Origin of the sequence: Campylobacter massiliensis (genome assembly GCF_014253065.1) — a bacterium.
In the GTDB taxonomy this organism is placed as follows: domain Bacteria; phylum Campylobacterota; class Campylobacteria; order Campylobacterales; family Campylobacteraceae; genus Campylobacter_A; species Campylobacter_A massiliensis.
Genome location: NZ_JACLZK010000001.1, coordinates 485988 through 502233, shown reverse-complemented (window position 1 = coordinate 502233; position 16246 = coordinate 485988). Strand labels below are relative to the sequence as shown.

The window sequence follows — 16246 nt, the reverse complement described above, 5'->3', positions numbered from 1 at the left end:
AAATCCACGTTACAAAAGAGAATTTATGAATTTATCGCTCAAAAAGCTCACTATCCCGATATTTTTAGATATGTTTTTGCACTTCGTTACGCTCATCATAAACACCTACATGGTGACGAAAGTCAGCGTCCATCTAGTCGGCGCCATGGGTGCTGGCAACCAGATAATGGATCTTTTTATGACCATTTTTAGCTTCCTTAGCGTGGGCTGTTCGGTCGTGGTCGCGCAGGCTCTAGGCGCGCGAAATCACAACCTAGCCAAACGCGTCGTACACGCCAGCATCACGTTTAACACGATCATCGGGCTTGGCAGCGCGGTTTTTATTTACTTTTTCGGATTTGAAATTTTAGAGCTTTTAAACGTCCCGCAGCAACTTAGACAGGAGAGTTTTGGCTACCTGCACATGCTAGGCGTAGCGCTTGCTTTTGACGGTATCGGCATGGTGCTAGCAGCCGTGCTTCGCGTCTACAACTTCGCCACCGCCGTTATGCTAGTTTCCCTACTCATGAACGTCATCACCCTTTGCGGCAACGCCATCGCGCTTTTTGGCTGGCTAGGACTGCCAAACTACGGCCTCTACGGCGTCGCGGTTTCGACCGTCGTGGGGCGTCTAGTGGGCGTTATCGTACTATTTTTGATACTGACTCGCTACGCCAAAGTCAAAATTTTCTTTAAACGTCTATTTAGCCTGCCGTTTGCGATCTTGCGTAAAATTTTATCCGTCGGGCTTCCGAGCGCTGGCGAAAATTTGCTCTGGATGGCGCAGTATATGGTGGCTTTCGGCTTTGTAGCGAGCATGGGCGAGGCTAGCCTAAACGTGCAGACCATTTACTTTCAGATCACGCTTTTAATCCTACTTTGCGGAGCCAGCATCAGCGTGGCAAACGAAGTCATCGTCGGTCACCTAGTCGGCGCGATGAGATTTGACGAGGCCTACTCGCGCACTTTCCGCGCGCTTCGTATCGGCTTTATCGCGACTCTAGCGGTGGTTTTGGCGGCGTATTTTGCCAAATTTGAGATCATGGAGCGGTTAAATTTGACCGAGGAGCTAAAGGCTGTCATGCTGCCGCTTTTTACCCTTTCTATCGCGCTTGAGACAGGACGAACGTTTAACATCGTCATCGTAAACGCCCTGCGCGCGAGTGGGGATGCTAAATTTCCGCTGATGACTGGCGCGGTGTTTATGTGGGGCGTGAGCCTGCCGCTAGGATACTATCTAGGCATCGTGCAGGGCATGGGTATCATCGGCGTTTGGATCGGATTTACCGCCGATGAGTGGCTGCGCGGTCTTGTTAATACGTGGCGCTGGAGAAGCAGAAAATGGCAGTCAAAACGCCTCGTGTAAAAACCGTTAGCGTAAAATGCGGCGAATTTGACGTCGCGCTAAATTTTAAAAAAGACGTAAAAACAACTCGCCTAAAGGTCGCCAAATCAGGCGAAATCTCGGTCTCGCTGCCCTTTTACGCTGAGCAAAAATATGCGCTAGAGTTCGTGCAAAAACACTACGAATGGCTAAAATCGGCTCACAAGAAGACGCTAGCAAATTTGCCGCGCGAGGACGAGTTTAAGCTACTAGGCGAGGTTTACCGCATAAAATTCGAACCGAATTTAAAAGGCGTAAATTTGATACGTTTTACAAGCGACTCAGGAGTTTTTGACGGCTTAAATTTGAGCTCAGAGGGGCTAGACCCGCACCTTTACGGCGCTAAATTTGACGGCAAATTTGACGGGATTAAATTTAACGCGCAGCCTAGCGAGGTTAAATTTGCTAGCGCGGACGGACGTAAATTTGACGGCGAAATTTACGCCGCGAGTTTAGCTGCGCTAGAAAACTACAAAAAAGCTTTTGCGAGGCGTATTTACGGGCATTTTATAGCTAAATTCGCTCCTACCGTAAACCGAAAAATAAACCGCGTCGTCGTGCGCAAAATGACCACTCGCTGGGGTAGCTGCAACTCGCGCAAAGGCTATATAAATTTAAGCCTAAATTTGATCAAAAAAGCCCCCGAGCTAGTCGAATACGTCGTGCTTCACGAGCTTACCCACCTGATCTACCCCCACCATCAAAAAAGCTTTTATGACTTCATCGTAAAGCTCATGCCTGATTTCAAAACGCGGGAACAACGGCTAAACAAAAAATAATTTTAAATATGCTAAAATAGAATATTTTTAATTTAAAGGGAGATAATGAAAAAACTTCTAATGCTAGTCGCCGCGGTTTTTGCTCTGGGCGGCGATTTTGAGGACGGCGTCAAAGCCTATGAGAGCTCTCAATTCGTAACGGCTCGCGAAAAATTTGCGGCCGCCTGCGACGCTAACAATGGCCTAGCCTGCGCAAAACTAGGCGCGCTTTATCAGCTGGGCAAGGACATTTTGCCGGACGGTCAAAAAGCGCTTGAGCTATATGAAAAAGGCTGCGAGCTTGGCTCAAAAGAGGCCTGCTCGGGCGCCGGCGGGATATACGTGTCTAGCGACAAAGAAAAAGCGCGCGCGCTGCTAAATAAAGGCTGCGAGCTTGGCGACGGCTTTTCGTGCGCGACTGCGGGATCGTATCTGCTAGAGGAGAAAAAATTTAAAGAGGCCTACGCTCTTTTTGAAAAAGCGTGCAAGATAGGCGATAGCCTCGGATGCCAATTCGCAAGCGATCTAAAACGCTCAAAAAGACTTTAATTTTCCTTACTCGGGTTAAATTTAGCAATCAAATTTGACCCGATTTTATCTTTCTTTCCCACTACAACGCCAACTTAAATTTACAAAATGCAAAACAAAAAAACTAGGCTAAATTTTAAGAGATAGTAACGGTCGCAGAATAAAAAAGCGCAGGCTTTAAGCGCCTACGCCGACTCTCTTTTCCGCTTTATTTTGTATCCACTGAAACGCAAATAACGCCGCGTAAAGCGACACGCCGATCGCGTAAGAAACGTATTCGTTTGGGATAAACGGGATGTACTTGGCGCACATATTAGGCACCAAAGTTAGCGGCACTACGCACAAAAGTAGCGCGCGCTCGAGCATGCTTACGCGTTTAACGAAATACCCTTGAAGCGCCGAAGAAAAGGCAAACATACCCACTAGCGCCGTACCGAAAATCAGCGCCATCTCGAGCGGATTTGTTATCCACACTATGCCTTTGGCATCGTTCGGGTTGGCCGAGTTTACACTCTCTATCAAAAGCAGCTTGTTGTTAAACACGAACGAAAACGGCAAAATCGTCGTGCGCAGGTCGTAGAAAAAGCCCTGCACGCCCACGGTTACCGGGTTTGCTTTGGCGATACCGGCCGCAGCGTATGCCGCGATGCCGACCGGAGGCGTATCGTCGGCTAGAATACCGAAGTAAAAGACGAAAAGATGCACCGCGATGGCCGGTATGAGAAAGCCGTTTTTGTGCGCCAAAAACAAAATCACCGGCGCGACTAGCGAGCTAACGACGATATAGTTTGCCGTCGTCGGCAAGCCCATGCCTAGTATCAGTGACATTATCGCCGTGAGAAATAAGATCAGCACGATGTTGTTTCCGGCTAAATTTTCCACGACTTCAGATAGCACTTGACCGACGCCCGTTAGCGAGATCGAGCCAACGATGATGCCGGCTAGACCCGTAGCTATCGCGATCGTAGTCATGCTTTTAGCCGCCGTCACCATCGCCCAAAATATATCCGCAAAGCCTATAATAAAGTCCTCTTTGCCGATGTCCTCGCCGTGAGCTATCTTTCTGACCGGCTCTTGGAAAAGGATGATCAAAAATAGCACGCAAATAGCGTTAAAAGCCGCCGAAATCGGCGATTCGTTTGCGATTAACAAGGTATAGAGCAAAACCAAAATCGGGATAAGATAGTGCAGACCGCTCACGAAAATTTTAAGCTTAGATATACCGGCGCCCTGCTCCATGCCTTTTAGCCCGAGCTTACAGCTCTCAAGGTGCACGATGAAAAACAACGACAAATAGCACACGAATGCCGGAATCACGGCCGCGATCATGACGTTTGTGTAGCTAAGCCCCAAAAACTCGGCGATGATAAATGCCGCCGCGCCCATGATAGGCGGCATCAGCTGTCCGTTTACGCCTGCGGCCACCTCGATCGCGCCTGCTTTGGTGCTAGTTAGACCCGCCTTTTTCATCAGCGGGATCGTAAATGTTCCAACCGTTACGACGTTTGCCGTGGAGCTGCCGCTCACCATGCCAGTTAGTCCTGACGCGATAACCGAAGCTTTCGCCGGTCCGCCGCGAAATTTACCAAGCAAAGCAAAGGCTAAATTTATAAAGTACTGCCCCGCTCCCGCGCGCTCCAAAAGCGAACCGAACAAGACGAAAAGATAGATAAAACTCACGCTAACGCCAAGCGGCACGCCAAAAACGCCCTCGGTCGTAAGATACATGTGGCCGGCGAGTTTGTTTAGGCTAGCGCCCTGGTGCGCGATGATGTCCGGCATGTATTGACCGAAATAATCATACGCCAAAAATATCGCTGCGATGATAGGAAGTGCCGGGCCGATGATCCTGCGACCCGCCTCAAACAGCACGACCACGGCGACGCAGGATACGGCTATATCAAAGCTCGTGTAGTCTCCGGGACGCTGCGCTAGAGCGTAAAACTCTATGAGCGGGTAGAGTGCGGCTAGCGTACCCAAAACGCAAAGCGCGATGTCGTAAAACGGCAGGCTGGAGTGGGCTTTTTTGTGAATTTTAAGCGGATAGAGCAAAAACAGCAAACAGATAGCAAAAGCAAGGTGCGCCGAGCGCGACATCGTCGTGTTCATCGGAAAATACGCGATATAAAGCTGAAAAACCGACCACGCAAAGCAGATGATGCTCGTAAAATAAATATAAAAGCTCGAGTTTATCTCGCGCGTCTTTACCTCGACGAATTCCTCCTTTTCCTGCGCCGGCTCAGTGTTTGTTCGTGTATCGTTTAAATTTTTATCCATATTTGCTCTTTTCTTGACCTTCTTAAATTTTCTAAAATTCGGCGATATTACCCGCGTAAACCGGGGCTTTGATTTTTCAAATTTGACCTACTTTTCCAGCGCCTCAAAATTTGCTTACAAATTTAACCTCACGCCGTAAAGATACGGGTTTTGCAAACGGCAAAAAAATCAGCCGAAAATTCGCGCATGAGCCAAATCTAAAATTTGACGCTTGATACGGCTAAAGTAAACTCACTGCCCAAAAACAAGCTAGCAAAGCGTCAAATTTTAAATCCTCAAAAACTAAAAACAAGCCTTTAAATTTAAAAAGCAAGCCGCGCAGGTCAAATTTAACCCACGCGGCTAAGCTGGTTTATTTTATTATGCCGGCTTTTTTAAACTCAGCCTCAGCAGCCGGGTGCAAAGGTGCAGAAAGCCCCTCTACTAGGCTCTCTTTGGTAACCGATGCGAGTGCGGGGTGCAGGCTCTTATACTCGTCGAAGTTATCCAAGATAGCCTTTACGACCGCGGCCACCGCAGTGTCGCTCATGCCCTTGTCGGTTACTAGTACGGCTTTAACGCCGATACTTTTTACGTCGTGATCCACGCCCTCATAGGTGCCTTTTGGTATCGTGCCTTTGGCAAAATACGGCATCGCAGCTATCATCTTATCGACCTGCTCGCCCTCGATGTTCACGATGTCGATAGGTAGCGAGTTTGCCGCGTCGGTGATGTTGGCCGTCGGGTGGCCGACCATGTAGAAGTAGCCGTCGATTTTCTTATCTTTTAGCGCGTGCGGGCATTCGCCAGCAGTTAAAACGCCGTGATGTTTTAGCTTTTTCTCGTCAAAGCCAAATGCCTTAAACACGCCAAGCGCGGTCATTTCATTGCCGCTGCCAGGGTTACCGACGTTGATCGCTTTGCCCTCAAGGTCGTTTATCGAGCCGATGCCGCTTGATTTTGAGACGACGAATGCGAGAAGTTCAGGGTAGATCGAGACGACCGCGCGCAGATTTTGATCGCCGTTTCCGTCAAATTTGCCTACGCCGTTAAATTTATCATAAACCACGTCACTTTGGACGAAGCCGAAATTTAGCTCTTTTTTTAGCACGTTATTTACGTTGTAGACGGAGCCGCCGGTTGATTGCACCGAGCATTTCATTTGCGGGTCTTTATTTACGAGGCGACATATTGCTCCGCCGACCGGATAATACGTGCCAGTCATCGCTCCCGTACCGATAGATACGAACTCCTTTGCGCCCAGCGCAGACGCGAAAAGCAACCCGGCTAATGCCAAAGATGTAGTTTTCATTTAACTTCCTTTCAAAGAATTTTTCTGATTTTACTCTCAAAATCCGCATTTTGCGTATAAATTTCACTCTTTTTGCGAGCTTTTTCAAAAATTTGCGACTATTTTACACACTTTAGCCTTAGAAAAATATTTCTTAAGGTAAAATTTATATATTTTTTACAAGCGAAGTGAAAATCGTATTTTTTATGTGGTTTTATTTTTAAATTTTACCGACCGAGACTTGCGCCTTTACGATGCTAAATTTGGGTTGCAAGTTGGATTTATTTGTGTGGAGTTTTAAATGTTAGCATTTTCAAGGTGAGGGTCTCGGTGACTCAAATTTGTAAATTTGACTACAAGAAGTCAAGGCGAAGTGTCGTGAGATGATTTTTGGGGTTGTGCGGTAAAATTTTGGCGAAGATAGAACGCGTAGTTCATCGAGCCAAAATTTTACAAACTCCGCAAAAAGCGCTCGCGAGACGAGCCATAATAAGACGAAGTATTTTTGTTCTAGACGAGGCGCTTTTAAATTTGGCGATGGGAGTTACCTCGTCGGTAATGACCGAGCCAAATTTCAAAGCCTCTGATTGCAGTTGCGACCACAAGGGAAGCAAAGCGAAGTATAGGGCAAAAAGACAAGCCTCAGTCGATAAATCTTTTTGTTAAATTTGCATACGCATCTATCCTTCTATCTCTCAAAAACGGCCAAATCCTGCGAACTTCTTCGCTTCTGGTCATATCGATCTCTACGATATGGCACTGCTCGCTCTGGCTATCGGCGCGAAAAAGCTCCTCGCCCTGCGCGCCGAAAACAAAACTGTTGCCCCAAAATTTGATCCCGTCCATCACCCCGCTCTCGTCCTTTTCAAAGCCCACGCGGTTTACGGCGATTACGGGTAGGCCGTTTGCGACCGCATGCCCGCGCTGTACGGCGACCCACGCCTCTAGCTGGCGCGATTTTTCCTCTTCCTCGTCGCTCTCGAACCAGCCGATCGCGGTCGGATAGATGAGTAGCTTCGCGCCGCGCAGAGCCATGAGGCGCGCAGCCTCGGGATACCACTGATCCCAGCACACCAAAAGCCCGAGCCTGCCTACGCTCGTATCTATGGGCTCAAAGCCGATGTCGCCCGGAGTAAAGTAAAATTTCTCGTAAAAGCCCGGGTCGTCGGGGATGTGCATTTTGCGGTATTTGCCCGCGACGCTGCCGTCTTTTTCGAAGACGAACGCGGTGTTGTGATACAGCCCGTCAGCGCGCTTTTCAAAGAGCGAAGTAACAAGCACGACGCCGTTTTGCCGCGCTACCTCGCCCCAAAATTTGACGTCGTTTTCCCAGCCCTCGGCAAGATCAAAAAACCTCGTCTCCTCGCTCTGGCAAAAATACTGCGTCTGGTGCAGCTCCTGAAGCACGACTAGCTCCGCCCCGCCGCCGCTAGCTTCGCGTACGAGCTCGAGCGTCCTTTGCACGGTCGCGTCTTTGGTGCCGTGAAATTTTTGTTGGATTAGCGCTACTTTCATATTTTTCCTTACGATTTAAAATTTCAAAATTATATCAAAGCGGGGATAAATTAGGGCTTGAACGGCCGGCCGGCAAGCTAAATTTTGCCGCTCTGCCAGCTTATAAAATTTGCTTCAGCCTCTCAAGCAAGCCCGCGCAAGAGCGCGAAACATCGTCGTAGCACCGCTCAAAATCGCGGGTGTAGTATGGATCGGCGATTATTTTGCCGCTTGAGGCCTCGCTAAATTCGAGCAGGAATTTTACTTTTTCGTCAAATTTAGCCTCAGCACCGAATTTGCGCTTTAGGGTCCTTAAATTTTCATCGTCCATTATCAAGATAAGGTCGCTGTTATCAAAATCTTTTTGCGTTATCAAGGTTGCTTTATGAGGCGTCACGGGCACGCCGTTTTGCTTCAAAACCCGCACCGTCTCGTAATACGGCGGCTCGCCTATCTCGTCCTCGTGCGTGGCGCGCGAGTCGATACTAAGGCGCTCTGCCAAACCCGCCTTTTCGCTCAAATTTTGCATAACCGACTGCGCCATAGTCGAGCGGCAGATATTTCCGTGGCAAACGAATAAAATTTTCATATTTTTCCTTTGATTTAGCATTCGCACGAGCCGTTTTGGTCGTCGCACGGATCAAGATGCGTAGTGATTTGCCACTCAAACTCGCCGTATTTAGCCCTGATAGCGGCCTCTATCTCGTCTGAAATTTTGTGCGCGTCGTAAAGCGAAATTTCGCGGTTAAAGACTAGATGAACCGCGACGTAGCAGATGTTTGCGCTCTTTCTGGTAGCCAGTCCGTGATAGCTTGCTATCTGAGGGCGCGAGCGGATTATCTCTTCGATTTGCGCCGTTATCTCGGGATCTAGCGCTCGGTCTAGCAGTACGCCTACGCTTTCTTTCATCAAATTTATCGCGCTAACGGCGATGTAGCCGCTAATTACTATACCAAAAACGGCGTCTATCGCGGCAAATCCCGTAAATTCGACCAAGATAAGCGAGGCGATAACGGCTAGGTTGCTAAAAAGGTCGCTTTTATAGTGCAGCGCGTCGGCTCTAACGATCAAATTTCTCGTGCGGCGAGCGACGCGGGAAAGGTAGGCGACCAGTAGCCCCGTAACCGCGACCGATAGCGCCATCGCATAGAGCGAAAAAGCCGTATCTACGGGCGCTTGCTCCGTTTGTAGCTTACGCACGCTCTCATAAAATATAAACGCACCAGCACCCACGATCAAAACGCCCTCAAACATCGCCGCAAGCGCTTCTAGCTTGGCGTAGCCGAAGTTAAATTTAGCATTGGGCGCAGCTTGGGATTTACGGATAGCGAAGAAATTTAGCGCGGAAACTAGCAGGTCAAGCATCGAATCGATCGCCGAACTAAGCACCGCCACCGAACCGCCGATCAAACCCGCGGCAAATTTAACCACAGCTAGCGCAAACGCCGTCACGCCCGCGACTATCACGGCTCTACGGCCTAAAATTTCATTTTGCCTTTTTATGCCGGCATCGTTTAGCTGCATTTAGATTTCGCTTTCGCTTCTTGCGCCTACAAATCTATTCTGCGAGGAACAATGCAGCGAGCCGTTTTGACGTACAAAAACAAGCGAATCTACGCCGATTATCTTACGATCAGGCAGCTCCCGTGCCAGTCGCTCAAGCACGATTTTATCGTTATCATCATTGTATGTCGGTACGATCACGGCGCCGTTTATAAAGATAAAATTCGCATACGTGCAGCCAAGCCTCTTGCCGCCGTAAAATTTAGCCTTCGGAAGCGGTAACGGCACGAGCTTAAAACCCGTATTTTCAAGCTCTTTTTTCATCGCGGCGAGTTCCTCAAAATGCTCGTCGTTTGGATCGTCGCAAGAGGCGTATGCGATGGTATCAGCAGCGATAAAGCGCGCCAGCGTATCGACGTGGCTGTCGGTGTCGTCGCCCTTTATAAAGCCGTTTTTAAGCCACACTATGCGCTCAAGGCCGAAAAGCTCCTTAAGCCGCGCTTCGATCTGCTCTTTGTTTAGATGAGAGTTGCGATTGTCGTTTAGCAGGCACTTCTCGGTCGTTAGTAGCGTGCCGTGCCCGTTAAAATCGATACTGCCGCCCTCAAGCACGAGATCGATACTTCGCAAATCGCTTTTAAAACGCTTAGCTAGCTCCAAATTTACGGCATTATCCTTCGAGCTTTTAAATTTACCGCCCCAAGCATTAAATTTGAAATCATAGCTGACGATTTTAGCGCCGTCCTCTACGTCTATCATGCCGTAGTCGCGTATCCACGTATCATCGGTATCGATTTTTACGAACTCTACGTTATCAAATTTAGCAAATCGCTCCGCAAAAATCCTCTCCTCAGGGCAGATCAAAACGACCTTTTGAAACGGCACGATAGCTGCCATAAGCCTCTCGTAAGCGTCTAAAATTTCGCCCAGATACGGCTTCCAATCGGTGTTTTCGTGCGGCAACGATAAAAATATCAGCTCTTGTTTTTCCCACTCTGCAAACGCTCTCAAATTCGTCCTTTATTTAAATAATTTCTATCAAAATTTAGAGGTTATGATACCTTTTGCAAGCTTAAATTTTAAAATAAATCATACAAAATTAGTTTTAAATTTAGTTTGCTTTCGCTACAATCTCGCGAAATTATCAAAAAGAAGCTAAAAAATTTATGGATTTTGAGTTTATAAAAGAATTTGCGCCGATGTTCGTAAAAGCGGGCATTTTCACCGTCAAGCTTTCGCTTTACGGCATCTTGCTATCGCTTGTTATCGGCATATTTTGCACGCTGGTTAAATTTTACAAAATCAAGCTCCTAACGCCAGTCGTAAACGGCTACATCGAGGTTTCTAGAAACACGCCGCTACTTATACAGCTTTTTTTCCTCTACTACGGACTTAGCAAATTTGGGCTAAATTTGAGCGCTTTTACCTGCGCGGTCGCGGGACTTGCGTTTCTTGGCGGTAGCTACATGGCGGAGAGTTTTCGCCTTGGCTTTGAGGCGGTGAAAAAGACGCAGATCGAGGCCGCGCTCAGCGTCGCGCTCACGCAGGGGCAAATTTTACACTACGTTATCTTGCCTCAGGCTTTTAGCGTTTCGATCCCCTCTATCGCGGCTAACGTCATCTTTCTCATCAAAGAAACCTCGGTCATCAGCATCATCGCCCTGCCCGATCTGGTCTATGCGACCAAGGACATCATTGGGCTTTATTATATGACCGACGAGGCGCTTTTTATGCTCGTCGTTAGCTATTTGATTATCATTTTGCCGATATCTTTGGTCTTATTTTGGCTTGAAAAAAGGATGAGAGTTGGACGGAGTTAGTATTTTATTCGACCCGCTGGTCTTAAAGCGGCTGATTTTCGAGGGGCTGTGGATGAGCGTGCAGATTTCAGCCATCTCGATCGTCATCTCTCTCGTTTTAGGCACGTTTTTGGGCGTGGCTATGGGCTCAAAAAACAAATTTATCTTTTTCGTGCTAAAAATTTGCCTCGAGATCGTACGCATAATGCCCCAAATCGTCTGGCTATTTTTGTTTTACTACGGCGCGAGCAAGGCTTTTGGGCTTGATATTTCCAAATTTAACGCCTCGCTTATCGTATTTAGCTTGTGGGGCGTGTTTGAGATGATGGATATCGTGCGCGGCGCGATCGTCTCGATACCGCGACATCAATTTGAGAGCGCGGCGGCTCTGGCGCTTAGCAAGACTCAAATTTATCTTTACGTCGTGATCCCGCTAGCCACGCGCCGCCTAGTGCCTGCCGGCGTAAATTTACTAAGTCGTATCATCAAAACCACCCCGATCGTCGCTCTCATCGGCATGCCAGACCTGCTAAAAGTCGGACAGCAAACGATCGAAGCCGCAAGCCTAACCGCCAACCCGACCGTGCCGTTTTGGATATACGGCTTTATATTTTTATTATATTTTCTCGTCTGCTATCCTATCTCAAAACTATCCAAGATACTTGAAAACAGATGGGCATAAGGAATCAAATGAGCGAAATTTTAAAACTCTCGAATTTAAGCAAATCTTACGGCGACTTGCAGGTGCTAAAAGGCATCGACCTTAGCGTCAAAAACGGCGAAGTAGTCGTGATCCTAGGGCCCTCGGGCTGCGGTAAAAGCACGACTCTGCGCTGCATAAACGGCCTTGAGCCCTTTGACGGCGGACAGATAGAGATAGCCGGCGAAAAGATCGACAAAGACTACAAAGACTGGATCAAAATCCGCCAAAAAGTTGGCATGGTTTTTCAAAACTACGAGCTATTTGACCATATGAACGTCATCGAAAATATCGTGCTAGGCCCCGTAAAAGCGCAAAAAAGAAGCCGCGAAGAGGTCGAAAAAGAGGCCGAGGCATGGCTGGAAAAAGTTGGCCTAAAACATAAAAAATACGCCTATCCAAAGGAGCTTAGCGGCGGGCAAAAGCAACGCATCGCTATCGTGCGCGCGCTTTGCATGAGGCCCGAGATCATGCTATTTGACGAGATAACGGCCTCGCTGGATCCAGAGATAGTGCGCGAGGTGCTAGACGTCGTCATAAACCTCGCAAAAGACGGCATGACGATGCTAATCGTAACTCATGAGATGGGCTTTGCTCGCTCGGTGGCGAATCGCATCGTCTTCATGGATGAGGGCAAAATCGTCGAGGAAAGCGAGCCCGAGGCCTTTTTCACGCATCCAAAAAGCGAACGCGCGAAGAAATTTTTAAATTTATTTTCGTTTTAAGAGGTTTTAAATTTGATCTTTTTAGGCTAAATTTGAGAGCTTTTCGTCAAATTTAGCTTTTAAAATCTTGCGTATTTATGATTTAAACAACTCAAATTTACTCAAAATAACCCGCGCAAATTTAATCCTCTAGCCGTTTCTTAAATCTAAAATTAAATTTATAAATTTATTTTGAGTAAATTTTACACTCCATTTTAAATTTAGCGTTACGTTTTTAAACAAAATTTGATTTTTCTCTGGGCTCGCCGTCTGAAAAACTACAAATTTAGTCGCATTTTAGTCAAGCTTTTGTATATTTTGCGCACTTTATTTTAAAGGAGAAAGAATGAGAAAACTTCTGTTTTCATTTTTGGCAACATTCGCCGCCGTCTTTCTAACGGGTCAGGCTAATTTGCAGGCTGCCGAAGCTGACGCTTTGGCTAAAATCAAAGAGCGCGGATACGTGCGCGTGGGCGTCTTTAGCGACAAACCGCCGTTTGGCTACGTCGATAAAGAGGGCAAAAACCAAGGCTACGACATATACTTCGCCAAACGTATCGCAAAGGATCTGCTGGGCGACGAGAGCAAGGTTAAATTTGAGCTCGTAGAAGCAGCAGGCCGCGTAGAAGTGCTAGTAGCCGACAAGGTCGACATCACTTTGGCAAATTTCACCAAAACCCCTGAGCGTGCTAGAGTAGTTGATTTCGGGCTTCCGTATATGAAGGTGTCGCTTGGCGTAGTTAGCCCGGACGGCGCGGTCATAAAAAGCGTGGACGAGCTAAAAGGCAAAAAACTAATCGTCAATAAAGGCACGACCGCAGACGCGTATTTCACAAAAAATCACCCTGATATCGAGCTTATAAAATACGACCAAAACACCGAAACCTTCGCCGCCCTGGTCGACAAAAGAGGCGTGGCACTAGCGCACGATAACGCGCTGCTTTTTGCATGGGCTAAAGAAAATCCTGGCTTTACCGTCGGTATCGAGGCCTTAGGCGAGGTCGACGTCATCGCACCTGCGGTTAAAAAGGGCAACAAAGCGCTGCTTGAGTGGCTAAATAACGAGATCGTAGAGCTTGGCAAGGAAAATTTCTTCCACAAAAACTATGACGCTACGCTAAAACCGATCTACGGCGATAGCGTAAATCCAGAATCTCTCGTCGTTGAAGGCGGGAAGCTATAAAACCCAGAGTCGGAAGAAATTCCGACTTTTTTTTCTTCAAATTTTTACTACCGCCTATCAATTTGAGCCAAAATATCTTTCCAAATTTAAAGCAGTCATCACATCTAAATGTGTTTCTGTTAACCATAAATCATCTCAGCTGTTTGAGTGGCAATCCGTAGTCTAGCTTGCACCCTTGCGCATCAAAACCACCTTAAAGGTCTTTATAATTATCACTATATCATTCCAGATGCACCAGTTTTTCATATACCACGCATCCATCTGGGCACGCATACCAAAATCCACATCGCTTCTGCCGCTAACTTGCCAAACCCCCGTGATACCAGGCATCACGCCCAAGATCAGATCGGCATATTTGCCCATATCTTTTTTTTCATACTGCGCGCATGGACGAGGGCCGACGATACTCATTTCACCCTTTAAAACATTGATAAGCTGAGGAAGTTCGTCAAGCGAAGTTTTTCTCATGAAATCTCCAAATTTCGTTATCCTAGGGTCGTTTTTATATTTATGATACTTTTTAAAATACTCCACTTCTTGCGGATTTTTTTCGAGATATTTTTTTAAAATTTCATCTCCGTTTTCTCTCATTGAGCGAAATTTTAGACAGCCAAAAAGCTTACCGTTTAATCCCATTCTCTGATGCGAGAAAAGTATCCTACCATTTGGTTCGTTTATTTTCATAATAAGCACAACTGCACCAAAAATAATAATTAAAAAAGGAGAAGCCAGAAGTATCAGCAATATATCTAGCGCTCTTTTTAGTGCTATATTAAATTTATTTTGTAGCGAATTTTGCAAAGCAAAAAGGCTCGTGCGAGAGTTAAAGATACTATAAATATGCACGCGCGTAAAATCATAGCCCCTAAGAACCGGGGTAAATAAAATCTCTTTGTTTTCTTTTATGTTTTGCTCGATCAGTTCGTTTAAATCCTGCGCGTCAAGCCCGCTACCGCCTATAAAAAGCGATTCGTAGTCCACCTCTTCGGCACGCACGTACCCTAGATACCGATCCGTAAAAATTTCCAACTCAAATTCGTTATTTTCGCCTAAAATTTTAGCTCTTTTTTTCCAAATCCCAAGTCTAAACAAAAATAGCTTTGCTGTAAATTTAAAAATGGGCACCAAAAATACCATAAAAGCAAACCCTAAAATCAAGCTAGCTCGCGAAAATTCATAATTTATTTTTATGAGCGCAAGCGTAGCCAAAGTAAGCAAAAGCCCCAAAAAACAACTTTTTACGACTATGCCCGTCTCATGCCAAAAGTCATACCGCCTGGCATAAATGCCTTGATATAAAAACAAAAAAATCATTACCGCGTAAGCGATAGCAAAGCCCTGATATCTAGAAATATCCCACAAAATATGATTGCCGTAAAATAAATTTTTAAGCTCGACAGCTACGCCAAAAGATACCCAAATAGCGAAAATGTCAACCACAAGAAGGATGATGTTGCAAAGCTGCTTTTTCATTTTATTTCCTGATTAATAGGAGCAATTTTTCTCGCAAGCTATCATAAACCAGCATCAAATTTATCATTTTAATCCTACTTTAAATTTATTATATTTTTCCTCGACGTAGCTTTTGATCTCGGCTTCAAAGCGCGCGCGCGAAAATTTTAAGGAATTTTCTCTGATTTTTACAGGCTCAAATTTATCATAATTTTGCTCAAATTTAGCTACGGCGGCGAGCAGCTCCTTTGTGTTTTGCTCCATAAAATACAGCCCGCTCTCGCCATCAAGCACCGTCTCGCGAGCGCCACCGCGCCCAAAGCAGATCACCGGCGTGCCGCATGCTTGCGCCTCTACGGGCATAATGCCGAAGTCCTCTTCGGCGGCAAAAACAAACGCCTTGGCTCGCCCCATAAGATCCGCCATCGTTCCATCATCGGCAAAGCCCAAAAGCTCGACGTTTTTGCCTGCTTTTGATTTTATTTTTGCCATATCGGGGCCATCGCCGATAACGAGCAGTCTTTTATCCGTCTGCGAAAACGCCTCGACGATGAGATCGATCTTTTTGTACGGAACCATACGCGAGGCAGTGAGGTAGAAGTCCTCTTTGGCTTCGCGCAGCGTAAATTTATCCACATCCACGGGCGGATAGATGACGTCGCTAGGCTTGTCATAAGTTTTTTTGATACGGCGCGCGATGTAGCGGCTGTTTGCGACATAGTGATCCACGCGGTTTGCAGTGCTCGCGTCCAAAAGCCTAATTTTATGTAAAAAATACTTCGCCAACATGCCCTTGAGGCCGCGATCCAGCCCGCTTTCTCGCAAATACTGATGATGCAGATCCCATGCGTAGCGGATCGGCGTGTGTACATAAGCGATGTGGAGTTGATTTGAGTGTGTGAGAACCCCCTTTGCGACGGCATGCGAGCTAGACAGCACGACGTCATAGCCACTTAGATCAAACTGCTCGATCGCAAGCGAAAATAGCGGCAGATAGTTGCGGTATTTGCCCTTTGCAAAGGGTAGCTTCTGGATAAAGCTCGTATGGGCGCGCTTGCCTTTTAAAATTTTATCTCGGTCGGCATCGCTTAAAAAGTCGATGAGGCTGTAAATTTCAAAATCATCCCAGATATCGGTAAAACTCTCGACGCATTTCTCCGCGCCCGCATAGGTGCTAAACCAGTCGTGAATAAGGGCTTTTTTCATTGCAACTCC

The 16246-nt window shown here is 46.8% G+C and carries 15 protein-coding genes; 7 read left to right on the top strand and 8 right to left on the bottom strand.

Annotation, left to right across the window (positions count from 1 at the left end; genetic code table 11):
* The first annotated feature begins 25 nt into the window (after positions 1-25).
* Genes H7R39_RS02350 through H7R39_RS02340 form a run of 3 tightly spaced genes read left to right on the top strand, consistent with a single transcriptional unit; the run spans position 26 to position 2670 of the window.
* Positions 26-1345 (top strand): MATE family efflux transporter, encoded by a 1320-nt coding sequence (locus H7R39_RS02350; RefSeq protein WP_185897807.1) that lies wholly within the window; start codon positions 26-28, stop codon positions 1343-1345.
* Entirely contained in the window at positions 1321-2142 is an 822-nt protein-coding gene (locus H7R39_RS02345; protein WP_185897806.1) for a M48 family metallopeptidase, read from the top strand. Before H7R39_RS02350 ends, H7R39_RS02345 begins: the two co-directional genes overlap by 25 nt.
* A gap of 45 nt (positions 2143-2187) precedes the next feature.
* Positions 2188-2670, top strand: coding sequence for a tetratricopeptide repeat protein (locus H7R39_RS02340; RefSeq protein WP_185897805.1), 483 nt, complete (start codon positions 2188-2190; stop codon positions 2668-2670).
* Positions 2671-2826: 156 nt separating this feature from the next.
* Here the strand turns inward: H7R39_RS02340 and H7R39_RS02335 are convergent, their stop codons facing one another.
* The 6 genes from H7R39_RS02335 to H7R39_RS02310 form a co-directional block, all read right to left on the bottom strand.
* A complete protein-coding gene (locus H7R39_RS02335) occupies positions 2827-4926 on the bottom strand; it encodes a TRAP transporter permease (protein WP_185897804.1) in 2100 nt (699 codons plus the stop codon).
* A 352-nt stretch (positions 4927-5278) separates the two neighbouring features.
* On the bottom strand, positions 5279-6217 hold the full coding sequence (locus tag H7R39_RS02330) for a TAXI family TRAP transporter solute-binding subunit (RefSeq protein ID WP_185897803.1): 939 nt from the start codon (positions 6215-6217) through the stop codon (positions 5279-5281).
* A 621-nt stretch (positions 6218-6838) separates the two neighbouring features.
* The gene (locus tag H7R39_RS02325; protein WP_185897802.1) at positions 6839-7711 is read right to left on the bottom strand and encodes a carbon-nitrogen hydrolase; all 873 of its coding nucleotides are present in this window, start codon (positions 7709-7711) and stop codon (positions 6839-6841) included.
* 100 nt (positions 7712-7811) lie between these two features.
* Entirely contained in the window at positions 7812-8279 is a 468-nt protein-coding gene (locus tag H7R39_RS02320) for a low molecular weight protein-tyrosine-phosphatase (protein WP_185897801.1), read from the bottom strand.
* A 14-nt stretch (positions 8280-8293) separates the two neighbouring features.
* Entirely contained in the window at positions 8294-9214 is a 921-nt protein-coding gene (locus H7R39_RS02315) for a cation diffusion facilitator family transporter (protein WP_185897800.1), read from the bottom strand.
* The gene (locus H7R39_RS02310; RefSeq protein WP_185897799.1) at positions 9215-10204 is read right to left on the bottom strand and encodes an agmatine deiminase family protein; all 990 of its coding nucleotides are present in this window, start codon (positions 10202-10204) and stop codon (positions 9215-9217) included.
* Between the two features lie 155 nt (positions 10205-10359).
* On the opposite strand from H7R39_RS02310, the gene H7R39_RS02305 reads away from it, so the two are divergent.
* From H7R39_RS02305 to H7R39_RS02290, 4 genes are all read left to right on the top strand, one after another.
* Complete coding sequence (locus H7R39_RS02305) at positions 10360-11013, top strand: amino acid ABC transporter permease (protein WP_185897798.1); 654 nt, start codon at positions 10360-10362, stop codon at positions 11011-11013.
* Entirely contained in the window at positions 11000-11674 is a 675-nt protein-coding gene (locus tag H7R39_RS02300; protein ID WP_185897797.1) for an amino acid ABC transporter permease, read from the top strand. The genes H7R39_RS02305 and H7R39_RS02300 overlap by 14 nt, the downstream gene beginning before the upstream one ends.
* 8 nt (positions 11675-11682) lie before the next feature.
* Complete coding sequence (locus H7R39_RS02295) at positions 11683-12417, top strand: amino acid ABC transporter ATP-binding protein (RefSeq protein WP_004318888.1); 735 nt, start codon at positions 11683-11685, stop codon at positions 12415-12417.
* A gap of 325 nt (positions 12418-12742) precedes the next feature.
* Complete coding sequence (locus tag H7R39_RS02290) at positions 12743-13579, top strand: cysteine ABC transporter substrate-binding protein (protein ID WP_185897796.1); 837 nt, start codon at positions 12743-12745, stop codon at positions 13577-13579.
* Between the two features lie 162 nt (positions 13580-13741).
* Here H7R39_RS02290 and H7R39_RS02285 read toward each other — a convergent pair whose 3' ends face one another.
* Together H7R39_RS02285 and H7R39_RS02280 are read right to left on the bottom strand one after the other, a co-directional pair.
* On the bottom strand, positions 13742-15052 hold the full coding sequence (locus H7R39_RS02285; RefSeq protein ID WP_185897795.1) for a sugar transferase: 1311 nt from the start codon (positions 15050-15052) through the stop codon (positions 13742-13744).
* A gap of 63 nt (positions 15053-15115) precedes the next feature.
* Positions 15116-16237, bottom strand: a complete 1122-nt coding sequence (locus tag H7R39_RS02280; RefSeq protein WP_185897794.1) for a glycosyltransferase family 4 protein — start codon at positions 16235-16237, stop codon at positions 15116-15118.
* Between the last annotated feature and the right edge of the window lie 9 nt (positions 16238-16246).

Coding starts and splice junctions, on each gene's coding strand:
- H7R39_RS02285 (WP_185897795.1), bottom strand. CDS start 15,052: ATGAAAAAGCAGCTTTGCAACATCATCCTTCTTGTGGTTGACATTTTC.
- H7R39_RS02350 (WP_185897807.1), top strand. CDS start 26: ATGAATTTATCGCTCAAAAAGCTCACTATCCCGATATTTTTAGATATG.
- H7R39_RS02290 (WP_185897796.1), top strand. CDS start 12,743: ATGAGAAAACTTCTGTTTTCATTTTTGGCAACATTCGCCGCCGTCTTT.
- H7R39_RS02345 (WP_185897806.1), top strand. CDS start 1,321: ATGGCAGTCAAAACGCCTCGTGTAAAAACCGTTAGCGTAAAATGCGGC.
- H7R39_RS02295 (WP_004318888.1), top strand. CDS start 11,683: ATGAGCGAAATTTTAAAACTCTCGAATTTAAGCAAATCTTACGGCGAC.
- H7R39_RS02280 (WP_185897794.1), bottom strand. CDS start 16,237: ATGAAAAAAGCCCTTATTCACGACTGGTTTAGCACCTATGCGGGCGCG.
- H7R39_RS02330 (WP_185897803.1), bottom strand. CDS start 6,217: ATGAAAACTACATCTTTGGCATTAGCCGGGTTGCTTTTCGCGTCTGCG.
- H7R39_RS02335 (WP_185897804.1), bottom strand. CDS start 4,926: ATGGATAAAAATTTAAACGATACACGAACAAACACTGAGCCGGCGCAG.
- H7R39_RS02315 (WP_185897800.1), bottom strand. CDS start 9,214: ATGCAGCTAAACGATGCCGGCATAAAAAGGCAAAATGAAATTTTAGGC.
- H7R39_RS02320 (WP_185897801.1), bottom strand. CDS start 8,279: ATGAAAATTTTATTCGTTTGCCACGGAAATATCTGCCGCTCGACTATG.
- H7R39_RS02340 (WP_185897805.1), top strand. CDS start 2,188: ATGAAAAAACTTCTAATGCTAGTCGCCGCGGTTTTTGCTCTGGGCGGC.
- H7R39_RS02305 (WP_185897798.1), top strand. CDS start 10,360: ATGGATTTTGAGTTTATAAAAGAATTTGCGCCGATGTTCGTAAAAGCG.
- H7R39_RS02325 (WP_185897802.1), bottom strand. CDS start 7,711: ATGAAAGTAGCGCTAATCCAACAAAAATTTCACGGCACCAAAGACGCG.